Source organism: Paraburkholderia dinghuensis, assembly GCF_003837865.1.
GTDB classification, from domain to species: Bacteria; Pseudomonadota; Gammaproteobacteria; order Burkholderiales; family Burkholderiaceae; genus Paraburkholderia; species Paraburkholderia dinghuensis.
In genome coordinates this window covers 88,670-105,669 of sequence record NZ_RQIS01000009.1, presented here as the reverse complement: position 1 = coordinate 105,669, position 17,000 = coordinate 88,670, and the positions used below count along the sequence as shown (strand labels likewise).

Below are 17,000 nucleotides of genomic sequence, written 5' to 3'. Positions count from 1 at the left end.
CCATTGTAGGAAAACGGGCGCTCCCGCACTTCTGTCGCGCATTACTCCCCTTTCATGCGCGTGGGCGGGTTGGCGCAATCAAGCACAGTCAACTGAGCCGGTTGACAACCAGGTCAGCGAGTTCTGCGAGGCGCTGTGCGCGCGCACCGAACGGTTCGAGTGCGGCATGAGCATCGCTGCGCAATTGCTGTGCGAGCGCGCGCGATGCGTCCAGACCGATGATCGACACATAGGTCGGCTTGCCATCCTTCGCGTCCTTGCCAGCGGTCTTGCCAAGCGTCGCCGAGTCGGCGGTGACGTCGAGGATGTCGTCCACCACCTGGAAGGCGAGACCCACGGCACCCGCGTACACGTCGAGCGCGCGCAGCGTGTCGGCGGACGGCGTTTCGCCGGCCACCGCGCCCATGCGGACCGACGCGCGCAACAGCGCACCGGTCTTCAGCTGGTGCATCGTTTCGAGTTCTGCGCGTGTGAGTGCACGGCCCACGCTCGCGAGGTCGATGGCCTGGCCACCCGCCATGCCAATCGAGCCGCTCGCCAGCGCGAGTTCGCGCACGAGCGCGGCCTGACGCGGTGCATCCAGCACATCCGACGTCAGCGTGATGAAAGCTTGCGACTGCAGCGCGTCGCCGACCAGCAGCGCGGTCGGCTCGTCGTACTTCACATGGACCGTCGGCTTGCCGCGGCGCAGATCGTCGTCGTCCATGCACGGCATGTCGTCGTGTACGAGCGAATAGACGTGGATCATCTCCAGCGCGCAGGCTGCCGCGTCGAGCGCCTCGGGCGTCGCACTAGTCAGCTCGCCCGCTGCGTGGCACAGGAGCGGCCGCACGCGCTTGCCGCCGCCGAGCACCGCATAACGCATGGCGTCATGCAACCCCGCAGGCAGCACGGTGGCTGCCGGCAAATAGTGTTCGAGCGCGGTTTCGACCCGGTCCAGCACCAGCCGGGTCCATTGTTCAAATGTCATAGATCGTCGTCCCCGCCCGAAGCGGAGCTTGTCGTATTGAGGGGCACAGGCCGAAGCGTTTCGCCGTCGAGCACGCGCACCTGTTGTTCAACCTTTTCCAGCTGTTGCTGGCAGAACTTCACCAGCACGGCACCGCGCCGGTAGGCGGCCAGCGATTCCTCGAGGCTCAGGCTCCCGGCTTCCATGCGCGCCACGAGGGTGTCGAGCTCTGCCAGTGCGGCCTCGTAGCTCTCGGGCTGCGCCAGAGCGTCACCCTTGCCACCGCTGCTATCACTGGCGCCTTCGGCCGCTGCCGCAGCGTCCGCGGCACCGTCTTTCGATGCGGATTTCGCCATGAGTCGTCGCAATATTGAAACAAGGCGGACATTCTACGGCAAAAGCGACCGGTCCGACCCGCTCGCCGGCTCGCATCCCCTTGGCGTCACGCAAGAATCCACGATGCGATCCTGAACGAAAATGACGTCAACGGCGCACTAACCGTGCAGCAAAAGCGTATCGCCGATGCAATTTTGACAAAAATCAGTGACTTATCTACCCGCCGGGGAACTATGCGGCTATAATTTCCGATTCCCTAAATCGAATCTTCGATGGTTGGGTTGTTCACTGCTTTCACGTCTTCATCGGGAGTGGGAATGTCCAATCTGAGCAATGCATTGCAGCTGCAGTCCATCCACAGCCAGCTGCCAGTCGCCGCTTATTTTGACGATGCGCTTCTTACGCGCGAAATCGAAACACTCTTCCAGAAAGGTCCCCGTTATATCGGGCACGAGTTGATGGTGCCGGAGGCGGGGAATTATTTTGCCCTGCCCAGCGAGAATGAGGGTCGCGTGCTGGTGCGCAACAGGCACAACGAGGTCGAGTTGCTCTCGAACGTTTGCCGCCACCGCCAGGCCATCATGCTCAACGGCCGCGGCAACGCCGACAATATCGTCTGTCCGCTCCATCGCTGGACGTATGACCTCAAGGGCGAGCTGCTCGGCGCGCCTCACTTCGCAGACAAACCCTGCCTGAACCTGACCAGCACGCCGCTGCAGAAATGGAACGGCCTGCTTTTCGAGGCCGGCGGGCGCGACGTCGCGCGCGACCTTGCACGCCTTGGCCCGGCGCAGCATCTCGACTTCTCGGACTATATGTTCGATCACGTCGAGATCCACGAGTGCAACTACAACTGGAAGACCTTCATCGAGGTCTATCTCGAGGACTACCACGTCGTGCCGTTCCATCCGGGACTCGGCAACTTCGTGTCGTGCGACGACCTGAAGTGGGAGTTCGGCGAGTGGTATAGCGTGCAGACCGTGGGCGTGCACAACCGCCTCGGCAAGCCGGGCAGCCCGATTTACCGCAAGTGGCACGACGAGGTCCTGCGTTTCCGCAATGGCGTGCCGCCGGAATTCGGCGCGATCTGGATGGTGTACTACCCGAATCTCATGATCGAGTGGTATCCGCACGTGCTCGTCGTGTCGTGGCTGGTTCCGCAGGGCACGCAGAAGACGACGAACATCGTCGAGTTCTACTACCCCGAGGAAATCACGCTGTTCGAACGCGAGTTCGTCGAGGCCGAGCGCGCCGCCTATATGGAAACCGCCATCGAAGACGACGAGATCGCCGAACGCATGGACGCTGGCCGCCGCACGCTGTTCGATCGTGGCGTGTCGGAGGTCGGCCCCTATCAGAGCCCGATGGAAGACGGCATGCAGCACTTCCACGAGTTCCTGCGCCGCGAGTTGAACCTCACTGATTGAGCGCGCCGGCTTCGGCCGCAAGGGGCAAATGGGCATCAAGGAAAGACGGGCTTCGGCCCGTTTTTTTGTTTAGACTGACGACATCGGGCCGGTCCTGCGCAACGCGGCCGGTCGCACCTGATCAGGAGCCGTCGACATGCCCCATTCGCACTACACCACGCTGATCTCCGCCGCCAATCTGCACGAACGCCTCGCCGCCGCGCCCGGCAGTGTCCTCGTGTTCGATTGCCGCTTCGACCTCGCCGACCCCGCTGCGGGCGAATCCGCTTTCGCGGCCGGCCACATTCCCGGCGCGCAGTATTTGCACCTCGATCGCGACCTTTCCGGCGCGAAGACCGGCAAGAACGGCCGCCATCCGCTGCCCGATCGTGCGGCGCTCGTGAACACGCTCGCGGCCCGCGGCCTGAACGAAGGCCAGCAGGTCGTCGCTTACGACGCGCAAGGCGGCTCATATGCGGCGCGTCTGTGGTGGCTGCTGCGCTGGCTCGGCCACGATTCGGTGGCCGTACTCGACGGCGGTCTGCAAGCGTGGGAAGCGGCTGGCTTCGCTCTGTCGACGGACGCCGCGCCGCAGCCCACGAAGGGCAACTTCACGGCCGGCGCACCACTTCAGGTGACGATCGATGTGCAGGCCGTTGTACGCAATCTCTCGACGCACGAACTTGTCGTCATCGACGCCCGCGCAGCCGACCGCTATCGCGGCGAGAACGAGACGATCGATCCAGTCGGCGGCCATATCCCTGGCGCGCGCAACCGCTTCTTCAAGGACAACCTCACCGCCGATGGCCGCTTCAAGCCGGCGCACACGCTGCGCGAAGACTTTGCTGCGGTGATCGGGGGCAAGACGCCCGAGCATGTCGTGCTGCAATGCGGCTCAGGCGTGACGGCGTGCCACAACATGCTCGCGATGGAGATCGCGGGGCTGCACGGTGCGGCGCTCTACGCCGGATCGTGGAGCGAATGGTGCGCCGACCCGTCGCGTCCGGTTGCGACGGGGCCGAATCCCTGAGCAGCTTCCGGTCCCCCGCTGCGGCGCCGCCTCACGCGACGCCGTGCCCGCTGAACCACGCGAGCGTGCGGCGCCAGGCATCCTCGGCGTCGGCCTTGCGATAGCTCGGACGATAGTCCGCGAAGAAGGCATGACCCGCGTCGTCGTACACGACGAATTCCGAGCCGCGTCCGCCCTGCGGCCCTTGTGCGATGGCCTGCTTCATCTGCGCGAGGGTGTCCTGCGGAATGCCCTGGTCCTGGCGGCCATAGAGACCAAGGACCGGCACCTGTAGCTCGCCCGCGAGATCGAGCGGATTCTCCGGCATGGTCTGCGTGTGCTGCCCCGCCACGCGCCCGTACCACGACACCGCCGCTCTCATCCGCGGATTGTGCTCGGCGTAAAGCCACGCGATGCGGCCACCCCAGCAGAATCCGTTGATACCCAGACGCTTTGGGTCACCACCGTGCTGCCCGGCCCACGCGACGGTTGCGTCGAGGTCGGACATCGCCTGCGCGTCCGGCACCTTGCTCAAAATATTCTGGTCGATCTGCTGAATCGTCGGATAGGCCGACGCATCGCCTTCGCGCACGAAGAGATCGGGCGCGACCGCAAGATAGCCGAGCTTCGCGAAGCGGCGGCACACGTCGGCGATATGCTCGTGCACGCCAAAAGCCTCATGCACCACCACGATCACTGGCAGATGCGTCTTGCCGCGCGGCTGCGCGCGATACGCGGGGATCAGCGTGCCGTTCGATTCGAAGCCGACTTCGCCCGCGTCGAGTCCTTCGGCATCGGTATGGATGGTCTGTGCGGAAACCGGCAGCACGGCTGCGGCGAATCCGGTTCCGAGCGCGGCCTTCAGGAAGGTGCGGCGGTCGAACGGTACGTGTGGGACAAGGGAATCGATTTCGGGCTTCAGCATGAAACTCTCCTCGTTGATCGGTGACGCCGGGCGTTGACACCAGCGCGCAAAAACCGGGCCGTCAAACCAGGCGATGACGCCCGCGCCTCACGACGCGCGCGGGCGTAATGGTCAATGCAGCGGTCAATGCAGCTTCACGCGCGGCAGCGTGGTGCGGCGCAGCCAGTGAGCAAACGTGTCGAGCACCATGCGTGCGTAACCGTGCAACGCGGCGATGTGCAAACGGTACAGCGACATGTACATGAAGCGCGCGAAGAGTCCCTCGATCAGCATGCTCCCGCCGATCACGCCGCCCATCAGATTGCCGACCGCACTGAAGTGACCGAGCGATACGAGCGAACCGAAGTCGCGATACGTGAACTCCGGTAGCGGCTCTCCATCGAGCAGGTTGCCGGACGAACGGAACAGGAACGTAGCTTGTTGATGCGCGGACTGCGCGCGCGGCGGCACGTTGCGCTCGTTGCCGGGCCACGGGCAGGCCGCGCAGTCGCCGAACGCGAAAATGCTGTCGTCAGTTTCGGTCTGCAGCGTGCGGCGCACGATCAGCTGGCCGAGTTTGTTGACCGCAAGGCCATCGAGTTGCGCAAGCACCGATGGCGCGGTGATGCCCGCCGCCCAGACCGTGAGGTCGGCGCGCACGGACTTGCCGCTTGCCATACGCACGACGCCCGGTGCCACCTCCGTCACGCGCTCGGCAATGTACAACTGCACGCCGATTTTCTTCAGCAGATCCTCCGTCGCCGTCGACACACGCTCGCTCAGCGCGGGCAGGATGCGCGGCCCCGCTTCGATCAGCACGATACCGACATCGTGACGCGGATCGAGCTTGTGCAGCCCATACGCGGACAGCACCTCTGCCGTGTTCCGCAGTTCGGCCGACAACTCCACGCCCGTTGCCCCCGCGCCGATGATCGCGACTTGCACGCGCGGTTCGCCGCTCGTCGCGACGCCTGCAGACGTGGACTCCGGTGCCTGATGTTCTGCGCGCACACACGCCGCGATGAGCCGCTTGCGAAAGCGTTCGGCCTGCTCGACGGTATCGAGCGCGATCGAGTTTTCAGCCGCGCCAGGCACGCCGAAAAAGTGCGTCGTGCTGCCGATTGCCACCACGAGCGTGTCGTAGTCGAGTTCGCGCGGCGGCAGCAGTTCGCCGCCGTCGTCGTCCCTCACCGCGCCGAGCTGGATGCGTTTGGCCGCGCGGTCGAGTCCGATCAACTCGCCTTGCTGAAACGCGAAGCCATGCCAGCGCGCTTGCGCCGCATACGGAAGCTCCTGGGTGAACGGATCGAGGCTGCCCGCCGCGACTTCGTGCAGCAGCGGCTTCCAGATATGCGTGGGATACCGGTCGACCAGCGTGACGCTCGCCCGCGGCTCGCCACCCTTGCGCGCCTTGCCGTAACGGTCGCCGAGGCGTGTCGCCAGTTCCAGCCCGCCTGCTCCTCCTCCCACAACGATAAAGCGATGCATAGACTCTCCGTGCGTGTCGAAAATCGTTGGATCCGCCGACGCTCATGGGCACCGGCCATCCGTGGTTTGTCGGCTTACGGAGCGCACCGCGCGAAGCGCCGCAGCACGCATGAACGACATGCGCGCCGCGCGCTTCTACGCCACTGCGTGCGCGGGTATTTCGTGTTCGTTACGGCAGTGTGCCCGCGCGCTGCAGCGCGTTCGGGCATCCGGGGATTGTCAGTGCGCTTCTTCCCAGTTCGCGCCCACGCCCACTTCGGCGACGAGCGGCACCTTGAGCGAGGCAACCGAGCACATCAGTTCGGGCAGACGCTTGCGCACTTCGCCCAGTTCGTCGTCGGGCACTTCGAGCACCAGTTCGTCGTGCACCTGCATGACCATTTTCGTGCGCATGCCCGTCTCGTCGAGCCACTTCTCGACGGCGATCATCGACAGCTTGATGAGATCCGCTGCCGTGCCCTGCATCGGCGCGTTGATGGCCGCGCGTTCGGCGGCCTGGCGGCGCGGACCGTTGCCGCCGTTGATCTCGGGCAGCCACAGGCGACGGCCGAACACGGTCTCGACGTAGCCACGCGATTTCGCGTCCATACGCGTCTCGTCCATGTAGCGCGCGACGCCCGGATAGCGCGCGAAGTAGCGGTCGATATAGAGCTTCGCCGCGTCGCGCGTGATGCCGAGATTCGATGCAAGCCCAAACGCGCTCATGCCGTAAATCAGGCCGAAATTGATGACCTTCGCGATGCGGCGCTGGTCGGCGCTCACTTCGATCGGCGTCACGCCAAACACTTCGGCGGCCGTGGCGCGGTGAATGTCGTCGCCGCGTGCGAAGGCGGCGAGCAGCGATTCGTCGCCGGAGATGTGAGCCATGATGCGCAGCTCGATCTGCGAATAGTCGGCGGACACGATCTTGTGACCCGGCGGCGCGATGAACGCCTCGCGAATGCGCCGCCCTTCGCCCGTGCGCACCGGAATGTTCTGCAGATTCGGATCGTTCGACGCAAGCCGCCCCGTCACCGCCACGGCCTGCGCGTAGTTCGTGTGAACGCGGCCCGTTTGCGCGTTGACCATGCGCGGCAGCTTGTCGGTATAGGTGGACTTGAGCTTGGAAAGCCCGCGATGCTCGAGCAGCAGCTTCGGCAACGGATAATCTTCCGCGAGCTTCTGCAGCACTTCTTCGTCGGTGGACGGAGCGCCGCTGGGCGTTTTCTTCACGACCGGCAACTGCAGCTTCTCGAAGAAGATCTGGCCGATCTGCTTGGGCGAGCCGAGGTTGAACTCTCCGCCCGCCAGCACATAGGCTTCCTGTTCGAGTTCGACGAGACGCACCGCGATTTCAGCGCTCTGCCTGTCGAGCCGCTGGGTGTCGATCAGCACACCGTTGCGCTCCATCTTGCGCAACACGCGCGACGTCGGCATCTCGATCTCGCGGTACACGTAGTCGAGCCCCTTCTCCGCCGCGACCTGCGGATAGAGCGCGAGATGCAACTGCAGTGTGATGTCGGCGTCTTCGGCGGAGTATTCGGCGGCTTTGTCGAGCGGCACCTGGTCGAAGCCGATCTGCTGTGCGCCCTTGCCCGCGACTTCCTCGTACTTGATCGTCTTGATGCCGAGATGGCGCAGCGCAAGGCTGTCCATGTCGTGGCTGCGATGCGATTCGAGCACGTAGGATTCGAGCATCGTGTCGTGCTCGACACCATCGAGGACGATGCCGTAGTTCGCAAGCACCTGTTCGTCGTACTTCATGTGCTGGCCGACTTTTTTGTGCTGCGCGCTTTCGAGCCACGGTTTCAGGCGCGCGAGCACTTCGTCGATCGGCAATTGCTCCGGCGCGTCCGGTCCGCGATGCGCGAGGGGCAGATACGCAGCGTGCCCCGGCTCCGTCGCGAACGACACACCAACGAGCTTCGCGACCATCGGATCGAGCGATGTGGTTTCGGTGTCGAACGCCGTGATGCCCACCGCTTCAATTTTCTTCAGCCACGCGTCGAACTGATCCCACGTCTGGATCGTTTCGTAGTGGCGTGGTACGTCGAGCGTCAGATTGGGCTGCACTTCGGCGTCTTGCGGCTTCACGTTGCCGCCCGTCGCCGCCGGCACGGTGTCATTCGCGCCGGCCTCGCTAACTTCTCGCAACCACGTCTTGAACCCATGTTGCGCGAAGATGTCGCGCAGTTCCTCGCGCGCTTCGGGGCGCGTGGCAAGCGCACCTTCGATCGACTCGATATGTTGCGAAAGATCGCACGCGGTTTCCACCGTGACGAGCTTCTTCGCCATCGGCAGGAACTCCAGCGCATCACGCAGATAACCACCCACGGCGCCCTTGATTTCGTCTGCGTGTTCGACGATGCCGTCGAGCGTGCCGTATTCCGTGAGCCACTTGACCGCTGTCTTCGGGCCGCACTTGTTCACGCCAGGCACGTTGTCGACGGTGTCGCCAATTAGCGAGAGATAATCGACGATCCGCTCCGGCGGCACGCCGAATTTGCCGATCACACCTTCGCGATCGAGCGTTTCATTCGTCATCGTGTTGATGAGCGTGATGTGGTCGGTGACGAGCTGCGCGAGATCCTTGTCGCCGGTGGACACGATCACCTTCATGCCGTGCTTTTCCGCCTCGCGCGCGAGCGTGCCGATCACATCGTCCGCCTCGACACGTTCGATCATCAGCAACGGCCAGCCAAGCGCGCGCACCGCCGTATGGATGGGCTCGATTTGTGCTGCAAGCGGTTCGGGCATGGACGGGCGGTTCGCCTTATAGTCGGGATACCAGTCGTCGCGGAATGTCTTGCCCTTCGCGTCGAAGACGCACGCGCTATACTCTGCCGTAACTTCCTTGCGCATACGGCGCAGCATGTTGATGATCCCGTATAGCGCACCCGTCGGTTCTCCGCCAGGACCGCGCAGATCCGGCATAGCATGGTAGGCCCGATAGAGATAGCTCGAACCATCGACCAGCAACAGGGTCTTTCCTTCAAGTTCAGTTTTTGGCCTGGTTTCCAGGCGAAGATCATCAGGCATTATGGACAAGAGAAAAGTGATTCCGAGTCTGCGTTCGCTCGCAGATCAAGAGCGCGCTACAGCCAAGAAGGCGCGCGCGTCGTGGCAGATGTTCACGATTATGGCAGAGTTTATCGAGGCAACCGAGTACCTGTCCGAGATCCGTCCGGCGGTCAGCATTTACGGTTCAGCGCGCCTGAAACCGGACTCGGAGTACTACCAGCTCGCCAAGCAGATCGCCCGCAAGGTGTCGGATGCAGGCTTCGCCGTGATCTCGGGCGGCGGCCCCGGCATCATGGAAGCGGCCAACCAGGGGGCGCACGCAGGCAAGTCGCCTTCCGTGGGCCTGAACATCGAGTTGCCGCACGAGCAGTCGGGCAACCAGTGGCAGGACATCTCGCTGCGATTTCGCCATTTCTTCACGCGCAAGGTCACGTTCGTCAAGAATTCCGACGCTGTGATCGTGATGCCTGGCGGCTTCGGCACGCTCGACGAACTCGCTGAAGTGCTCACGCTGATCCAGACGAACAAGTCGCGCAAGGTGCCGATCATTCTGGTGGGCTCCCAGTTCTGGAAGGGGCTGCTCGACTGGTTCCGCTCGGCGCTCGTGCCGATGGGCCTGATCAATCCGGAAGACATCGATCTCATGCAGGTGATCGACGACCCGGATCAGGTGCTCGAAGCGGTCCTCAAGTTCTACGAGGACAGCGGCGAAGAGGGCGAAAAGGAACGGCCCGCGCGCGTCGAATCCGACGACGACGACCGGATGTTCTATCTCTGAGGTTCTACCTCTGACCATACGGAGCACCGCGGCTGGCGCACGCCCACGCTGGGCGCCGCGCCGGGCCGCTCGCCTTCTGAATCGCGGTCTCGAGACGCTGCCATAAAAATCACTTTGTGAGGGCGCCGTTCGGCGCTACCCTCGGGGCCTTCTCTAACCGCTCGCCCCGGCATGACACAGTCTTCCTCCACGGCGCCCGCCGCCGCCCTGCACGCGCCCACCGTGCGCGAGTTGTTCCTCGGCTTTCTCGGCCTCGGCTTCACATCATTCGGCGGCGCGCTGCCGCTCGCGCGACGCGCTATCGTCGAACAGCGCCGCTGGCTCTGTGCCGCCGAGTTCACCGATCTGCTCGGCCTGTGCCAGTTCCTGCCGGGTGGCAATGTCATCAATCTTTCCGTCGCGATCGGCATGCGTTTCCACGGCTGGCGCGGCGCACTCGCCGGATTGCTCGGGTTGATCGCAGGACCGTCGATCGTGGTGATCGCGCTCGGCGTAGTCTACGAGCGCACTCAAAACGATCCGCGCGTGCAGCACCTGTTCGTCGGCCTCGCCGCCGCAGCCGCGGGGCTGCTCATCGCGATGGCCGTCAAGATCGTCCTGCCGTTGCGCCACGACCCGGCCGCTGCCTTTGTCGCACTGATCGGATTCATCGCAATTGCGATGCTGCGCACGCCGCTCTTGCCCACCATGCTCGTGCTCACGCCGATCGGGATAGCGTTAGCGATTCGTGCTGCCCGCCGCGCAGGAGGCACGCAATGAGCGCCACGCTCGCAGCACTCGCCGCGATCTTCAGCCAGCTTTCGCTGCTCGCCTTCGGCGGCGGCAACACGATCCTGCCCGAGATGCAACGCCAGGTCGTGGACGTGCATCACTGGATGCCCGCCCGCGAATTCAGCGCGCTGTTCGCACTCGCCCAGGCCGCGCCCGGTCCGAACATGATGATCGTGACGCTGATCGGCTGGCACGTGGCCGGCTGGGCGGGCATGCTCGTGACGTCGGTGGCGAAGTTCGGACCGTCGTCGCTCGTGACAGCGGCTGTGCTGCATGCGTGGGATCGCTTCAAGGACCGGTCGTGGCGACGCATCGCGCAGCGCGGACTCGTGCCGGTGACCGCGGGACTCGTCGCTGCGAGTGCCGTGCTGATTGCGAGGGCGTCCGATTCCGTCTGGATCGCATGGGTAATCACCGGTGTTTGCGCGGTGCTGGCCTTTCGCACCAGGATCCATCCGCTGTGGCTGCTTGCTGCGGGTAGCCTGATTGGATTGACGGGGTTTGGGCAGTGATGAGTTTCGATTGCAGGCAGCGGGAATAATTCGGACTACAAATCGTGTGGTGCGGCGACCGGAGCCCATCGCGCTCGAACTGCTGTGGGAAATTCAGCGGTTGCGCGCGACGGTTTTCCGTGCAGATCAGATCCGCTGAATCATCACACGCGCCGCCGCCGTTTCATCGTCTTCAACATCTGTATGAGCCTGCCATTGCCGGGAACTCGACGCGAAGCTGTGTCTCGCGGACGAACCTGCGCCGCGCCAGCAAAACACCATCGACCGGATCGTCGAACGCGCCCCGGAGTGAACTTGATCATCTGCTCAGTGAAGTGATCCTCGACATTCAGGATCGGTAAAAACGCCCGGCCAATCGCAACGAGCGGCTTCGCGGACTGCCATGGATGCTGAAGCCAACCTCGCCGCCGCGCGTGGATCGTCTATTGGCTACGCGCCTGAGTTATCTCAATAATTTGACAAAACCTGTTCAATATCTTAATTTTCAAGGTTTTAAAAATTAAGGTGGTCCGTGTTTCGGTCGATAACCTGTCCATATCCGCGATGGGTTCGAACACGCTACGGCCACAAGAACCTATAAGAAAAATTTTCCGCATGCCCTATGCGGACTACTGCCACTGACCGCTTCCCGACCTGGCGGCAGCAGGCTTTGCACTGCATGAAGAACACACCTAACTTGCCAGTCGGCACGCTGCAAGCTCTGCTCTATCGCCCGGACATTGACGGCTTGCGCGGCCTGGCCGTCCTCGGCACGGTCCTGTTCCACGCCTTCCCGACACTCCTGCCAGGTGGATTCGTCGGCGTGGACGTGTTCTTCGTCATCTCGGGCTTCTTGATCACGCGTATCCTGCTTGCCGATCTGCAACAGGGCAGGCACAGCATCGCCCACTTCTACGCCCGGCGCATCCGGCGGATTTTCCCCGCGCTGGCGCTCGTGATGATCGCCACATTCGGCATAGGCTGGTTCTGCCTCTTCAATGGCGAGTTCAAAAACCTTGGCACGCATTTGATGGCGGGCGCGGGCTTCGTGTCGAACTTGGCCCTGTGGGGCGAGACCGGCTATTTCGACAAAGCGGCCGAGATGAAGCCGCTCTTGCACCTGTGGTCGCTCGGCATCGAGGAGCAGTTCTATATCGTCTGGCCACCGCTGCTGGCCCTGGCTTTCCGCCGGGGGCACATCTGGCGATGGCTCACCATTTGTGTCGCGGCATCGTTCGCACTGAATCTCTGGCTGGTCCAGTCACACCCGTCCGCCGCCTTCTATCTGCCGGGCGGACGCGCCTGGGAGCTGCTGGCTGGTGCGGCCGTGGCAGTCTGGACGCTGTTCCCCGCCGGGGCGCCCGCAACGCCGCGAGCCAGCAGCCTCACGCTGGCCGTCGCCGGACTGGTGCTATGCGCTGGTGCCTACCTGTGGCTTAACGCTTCCTTTGTGTTCCCCGGAATCTGGTCGGTTCCGCCAGTGCTTAGCGCTTGCCTGCTGATACTTGCCGGTGACGACGTAGCGGCACCGTCGCGCCGCTGGCTCTCTCACCCGGCCGCAGTCTGGCTCGGAAAGATCAGCTATCCGCTCTATCTCTGGCATTGGCCACTGCTGTCCTTTGCGAACATCGAGGTCGGTGGCGTCCCGTCACCAACCACGCGCGCGAGCCTCGTGGCCATCAGCGTGCTATTGTCCTGGGGCACCGTCGCACTGATTGAGAAGCCAATCCGGCAAGGCGCTGATCATTGGCTCAAGGTCGCGGTCCCTTGCATGCTGATGCTCGCTATTGGCAGCATCGGCTGGGCACTTCGTCACAAGAACATCGCCGGGGCGCGCACGATCCTCAGTGAATGGAACCTCAACAGCGCAAGTCACGGTGCCGGTCATGAACTCGTCACTGAGAACTGCGGTATTGACCCAGCCAGCCGAAAGGTGCTCAGCTTTTGTTATTCTGACCGGCGCACTACACCGCAATACGCGCTATGGGGTGACAGTAAAGCCGAAGCGCTCTACTGGGGCCTCGTGCGCGAGTCCGCACCCGGTCAAAGCTGGATGCTGCTCTCCCGCCCCAGCTGTGCCCCGTTGAGTCACGTCTCCCGCAAGACTCCATATGATAACGACGACCCGGAAGCCTGCAATTCAGAGGCACGGGTGGCCCTCGACACACTGGTGAGAAATCCCTCGATCCATACCGTAGTCATCGCCACAGCAGGCCGTATCCTGATCGGACCGACCTATGAATCGGATGGCCGCACCTCGACAGACGGCTCACTGGCAATGCAAGGACTTGATGCGACTATCACGGCACTGCATCAAGCTGGAAAACGCGTTGTCATGCTCATCGACAATCCCACGTTGCAGGATCCAGCCCAATGCATAGACCGGAGCGCGCTCGCGCCCGCCTTGCTGCGTCGTGCGTTCAATATCACACCGCGTAGCCCCAATGATCGCTGTGCAATCAGCTATCAAACTCACATCATTGAGACACGGCAATACCGGGCACTGGTCGATCAGCTTCAGCAGCGGCACCCCGAGTTACTTGTCTACGACCCTGCTGACGTCCTTTGCGACAAGCAACGTGATGTTTGCCCGATGACAGTCGGCGACAAGTTTCTGTACAGCTATAGCGACCATATCTCTGATTCTGCAAATGGTCCCATTGCGAAGGAAATAAACAACCTGCTGGGCACACCGAGGTAACCTGCTTGATCGCCTGCGCCTGACCTCGCGGAGATAGCCTGTCACGGATCGGACTGTGTGCCGTTGAGTATGAGCGGATCCGAACTGAGCCGGTCATAGCGATGTGGTGCAGTGCCCCATCGCCAAGTGGAGCGGATCAGACAATGAAATGCCTCCTTGTCTCAGCGTGTCTCACAGTCCTGGCGGGCTGCCATGGGCCCGGGGAGAGACATGCCCCCGGTCCCATGGCCTGGATCCCGCATCCCGCCACCGTCATTGCCATGTACGGCGACAGCACCACGCAAGGCAATGGCGCGCCTCGGCACCAAAGCGAGCCCGCATGGTTGCAGACGATGGTTCCCCCGGATGTTCTGGTCATCAACGAGGGGGTAAGCGGCACAACGGCGACGCAACTGCTTGAGGGCACGGACGGCGTGCATCCACCCTTCGACCAGGTCGTGGCTAAAAGCCCTGCCCAGATCGTTACGCTACAGTTCGGCCTGAACGACACCGTGCGATCCACACCAGATCAATTCTTCGACAGTCTCTCGGCACTGGTGGACATCGCAGCCGCGGCCGGCAAGCGGGTTGTCCTGCAGGAACCGAACGCGAGCTGTCTGGCGAACCGGGTGAAACTACCCGCGTACGTCGCGGCAATGCGCAAAGTTGCCAATGAGAAGGCTTTACCTTTGGTACGGCAGTACGAAGCCTATCCCGAGTGGCGCGAGCACCTCCCTGACTGCCTGCACCCGGACGGAGCGTATTACAGGATCAAGGCACAAAATACTTTCAACACGATAAATGCGTTACTCCCAGGGGCGCGACCTGGCCAAAACGCCCATTAGCCATCAGAACTCGCAAAGATGATCTACGACGCGTGGAAACTTGAAGGCGTACACCGCACTCGACGAACGGCCTGGCTGGCACGAAACAGCCGCAAACAGGATTGCCGGCACTGCCCCTTCGCTGCGCCCGACTGTCACGGCCGACACCGCCCAGGCGCTCGCCTGCCGTACGACCGCGTAGATGAGTGAGCACTACACGAAATCGCGAGACGTCGAGCGCATCAATCCAACGCCGATGAAAAGCGCAAACTAAACGATCAAGGGCGCCAGGAGTGTAGCGAATCGCCCGCTTGACGCGGGTTTCCTACTGAAACGCCACCTCCGCAAAGCTGCGCAGCTTGCTGACGTATTTTCGTGCCAAATCGCCACGATCATTCCATTTTGCCTAACTAGCTGCTTAAATGTTGAGCAGACTCTGGGCGGGGTTCCGCCGTATTTTGAATGGATGTTAGACGGCTATCGCAGTGGTCAAAGCATCATGTCGCGAGCGCTTTGATGACGCACGCGATCATGTTGTCCTGCGCGTTCGGAAACGGCAGCGCCGGCCTGTCGATGTTTATGAGGAACGCTAGGCGATTAATGCGTGGCTCACTGCGTCAAACCGCGTTCGAAGCAAATATCGACGTAGCCACCACTCATGCCTTATGCCGTCTCATCGGCGAAGTTACCGCCGTATTACAATAGTCGGATATTTCAATGCCCCGGAATCATTGGGCAAGCAGGAGGGTTCCGCTAACGATGATGTTCAACACTCAGGCGAGCGGGCGCTCAGGCGGACGCATTGCCGGACAAAACGAGTGTATGAAACAAACTGACCTTGGCCTGGACCTGAGCAACTGGCGCACACGCAAGCGTGTATTTCTCGACGAAATGGAGCACGCCCTGCCGCAGCGCGAGTTTCTGGATCGGCGCGTGTTCGCGTTCTGCATTTTGCGTTTTGGACGTCGATAGCTCAATATCAGCATTCAGGTGCTGACTGGCAAGTACCTGATTGCATCTCTTATTAAGGAAGATTGGTCTGGTTCTTTATGAAGTTCAAATCTTTTGTTGATAAAGTTCTATCCGTACCGGATCCTTCGATCTTCCAGCAGCCGATTGCTAAACACAATCGTGCTTGGTTTAAGATCATGAAGTCACAGATTCATAAGATTTTCACCATGACTCGTACTCGTCAGATGGGGATCTACTATGAACTTGATGAGATACCACGATTCCCGCCCGGATCAAGGTTGTTATTGGTTTATGATGGCATAGTCCATCTTGGCGACGCCCTAATGGATTTGGCGGGACGTGCGCTTTTGGAGGAGCATTCGGTAAAGATGGACGTGGTGCTCGATCCGGCGCTCCTTCCGGTGTTTGAATCTGATCCATGGTTTAGTCGAATTTATACGGATATCAATCAAGTTCAGGCGAAAGATTACGCGTTTGTAATTCTGAATACGCTAAACCGACGTGTAATAAAAAAGAAGGCTCGATCCTCTTTGCGCGATCTATCTTTCACTAGTCTTGTTGGCTGGTTCATAGATCGGCGTTTCTACAACAAAATACAGTTCAGCTATTACTCGTGGTCGCGGATACTTGGCCTTGGTCGCAGCAGCGCAGAGTTACAAGCGGAAGCGCGTGTGGTCATGGGCTCGCCGATAGAGAAAGCCGGGCTGTCTCAGATCGTTATTGCGATAGGGGGCAAGGAAGCGGATCGCACATATCTGCGATGGTCAGAAGTATTGCACCTGGTGGATCAAGACAAAAAATTATCGCAGTACAAATATGTATTGATTGGGTCGCGGAATGGTTTGTCCGAGGCGCAGACCTTACTTAGTCAAAAATTCGAGAACATTAATCTAATTTCATATGTGGATACGCTTACGCTTCACCAGACGCGTGAGGTGATTGGGAATTCGACGCTTTTTCTTGGGGCGGATGGGGGCTTGATGCACGTAACGAACACGACGAACACGCCTATATTGGCATTGTTTAGCGCAGAAGTCGACCCGAGAGCACGATGTGTTGAAAATCAGCACTTTAACTGCAAATTCATAAGAAGTGCGGGAGATGTTTCCGAAATAGATCCCAAGACCGTCGCTCGCGAATTGGCTTTGGCTTTGAATGCCGGAAAAATCTAAATCCTTGTTTGATTTTTGGTATTTTTCCGCCGTTATAACAGAAGCCCCTTCTGATTCGCATCAGAAGGGGCTTAGAATCGGATATACGGTTCGTCGCAGAATAGTGGTCGTCCAGAATTGCAGCGTGGCGATGTTAACGCTCGTTGAATATTAAATGGCAGCCTGAGAGGATATTGACAGTCCACTACATGAAGGCGCAGGAGATTGAACGTGTCACTCC

General features: G+C 61.2%; 13 protein-coding genes and 1 pseudogene. 9 read left to right on the top strand and 5 right to left on the bottom strand.

Annotation, left to right across the window (positions count from 1 at the left end; translation table 11 throughout):
* Window positions 1-88: 88 nt before the first annotated feature.
* Together D1Y85_RS13895 and D1Y85_RS13890 are read right to left on the bottom strand one after the other, a co-directional pair.
* Window positions 89-970, bottom strand: a complete 882-nt coding sequence (locus D1Y85_RS13895; RefSeq protein WP_124151644.1) for a polyprenyl synthetase family protein — start codon at window positions 968-970, stop codon at window positions 89-91.
* Complete coding sequence (locus tag D1Y85_RS13890) at window positions 967-1,305, bottom strand: exodeoxyribonuclease VII small subunit (RefSeq protein ID WP_124151643.1); 339 nt, start codon at window positions 1,303-1,305, stop codon at window positions 967-969. The genes D1Y85_RS13895 and D1Y85_RS13890 overlap by 4 nt, the downstream gene beginning before the upstream one ends.
* 297 nt (window positions 1,306-1,602) lie before the next feature.
* Between D1Y85_RS13890 and D1Y85_RS13885 the strand changes: the two genes are divergently transcribed.
* Together D1Y85_RS13885 and D1Y85_RS13880 are read left to right on the top strand one after the other, a co-directional pair.
* Window positions 1,603-2,712: an aromatic ring-hydroxylating oxygenase subunit alpha gene (locus D1Y85_RS13885; RefSeq protein WP_124151642.1), complete on the top strand. Its 1,110-nt coding sequence runs from the start codon at window positions 1,603-1,605 to the stop codon at window positions 2,710-2,712.
* A 136-nt stretch (window positions 2,713-2,848) separates the two neighbouring features.
* A complete protein-coding gene (locus tag D1Y85_RS13880) occupies window positions 2,849-3,721 on the top strand; it encodes a sulfurtransferase (protein WP_124151641.1) in 873 nt (290 codons plus the stop codon).
* 31 nt (window positions 3,722-3,752) lie between these two features.
* Here D1Y85_RS13880 and D1Y85_RS13875 read toward each other — a convergent pair whose 3' ends face one another.
* The 3 genes from D1Y85_RS13875 to polA all read right to left on the bottom strand — a co-directional run bounded on the left by D1Y85_RS13875 (window position 3,753) and on the right by polA (window position 9,110).
* On the bottom strand, window positions 3,753-4,625 hold the full coding sequence (locus tag D1Y85_RS13875; protein WP_124151640.1) for a dienelactone hydrolase family protein: 873 nt from the start codon (window positions 4,623-4,625) through the stop codon (window positions 3,753-3,755).
* 123 nt (window positions 4,626-4,748) lie between these two features.
* Complete coding sequence (locus tag D1Y85_RS13870) at window positions 4,749-6,092, bottom strand: NAD(P)/FAD-dependent oxidoreductase (RefSeq protein ID WP_124151639.1); 1,344 nt, start codon at window positions 6,090-6,092, stop codon at window positions 4,749-4,751.
* A gap of 219 nt (window positions 6,093-6,311) precedes the next feature.
* Window positions 6,312-9,110: a DNA polymerase I gene (gene polA, locus D1Y85_RS13865; RefSeq protein ID WP_124151765.1), complete on the bottom strand. Its 2,799-nt coding sequence runs from the start codon at window positions 9,108-9,110 to the stop codon at window positions 6,312-6,314.
* Window position 9,111: 1 nt separating this feature from the next.
* On the opposite strand from polA, the gene D1Y85_RS13860 reads away from it, so the two are divergent.
* The 7 genes and pseudogenes from D1Y85_RS13860 (at window position 9,112) to D1Y85_RS13830 (ending at window position 16,780) form a co-directional block, all read left to right on the top strand.
* Window positions 9,112-9,870 (top strand): LOG family protein, encoded by a 759-nt coding sequence (locus tag D1Y85_RS13860; protein ID WP_124151638.1) that lies wholly within the window; start codon window positions 9,112-9,114, stop codon window positions 9,868-9,870.
* A gap of 171 nt (window positions 9,871-10,041) precedes the next feature.
* The gene (locus D1Y85_RS13855; protein ID WP_124151637.1) at window positions 10,042-10,629 is read left to right on the top strand and encodes a chromate transporter; all 588 of its coding nucleotides are present in this window, start codon (window positions 10,042-10,044) and stop codon (window positions 10,627-10,629) included.
* The gene (locus D1Y85_RS13850) at window positions 10,626-11,153 is read left to right on the top strand and encodes a chromate transporter (protein ID WP_124151636.1); all 528 of its coding nucleotides are present in this window, start codon (window positions 10,626-10,628) and stop codon (window positions 11,151-11,153) included. Before D1Y85_RS13855 ends, D1Y85_RS13850 begins: the two co-directional genes overlap by 4 nt.
* 658 nt (window positions 11,154-11,811) lie before the next feature.
* Entirely contained in the window at window positions 11,812-13,833 is a 2,022-nt protein-coding gene (locus D1Y85_RS13845) for an acyltransferase family protein (RefSeq protein WP_124151635.1), read from the top strand.
* 224 nt (window positions 13,834-14,057) lie between these two features.
* Window positions 14,058-14,657, top strand: a complete 600-nt coding sequence (locus D1Y85_RS13840; RefSeq protein WP_185218981.1) for an SGNH/GDSL hydrolase family protein — start codon at window positions 14,058-14,060, stop codon at window positions 14,655-14,657.
* Between the two features lie 801 nt (window positions 14,658-15,458).
* Window positions 15,459-15,560 (top strand): annotated as a pseudogene (locus D1Y85_RS13835) (IS5/IS1182 family transposase); the annotation flags it as partial.
* Between the two features lie 125 nt (window positions 15,561-15,685).
* Window positions 15,686-16,780, top strand: coding sequence for a glycosyltransferase family 9 protein (locus tag D1Y85_RS13830; protein WP_124151633.1), 1,095 nt, complete (start codon window positions 15,686-15,688; stop codon window positions 16,778-16,780).
* Window positions 16,781-17,000 lie beyond the last annotated feature (220 nt).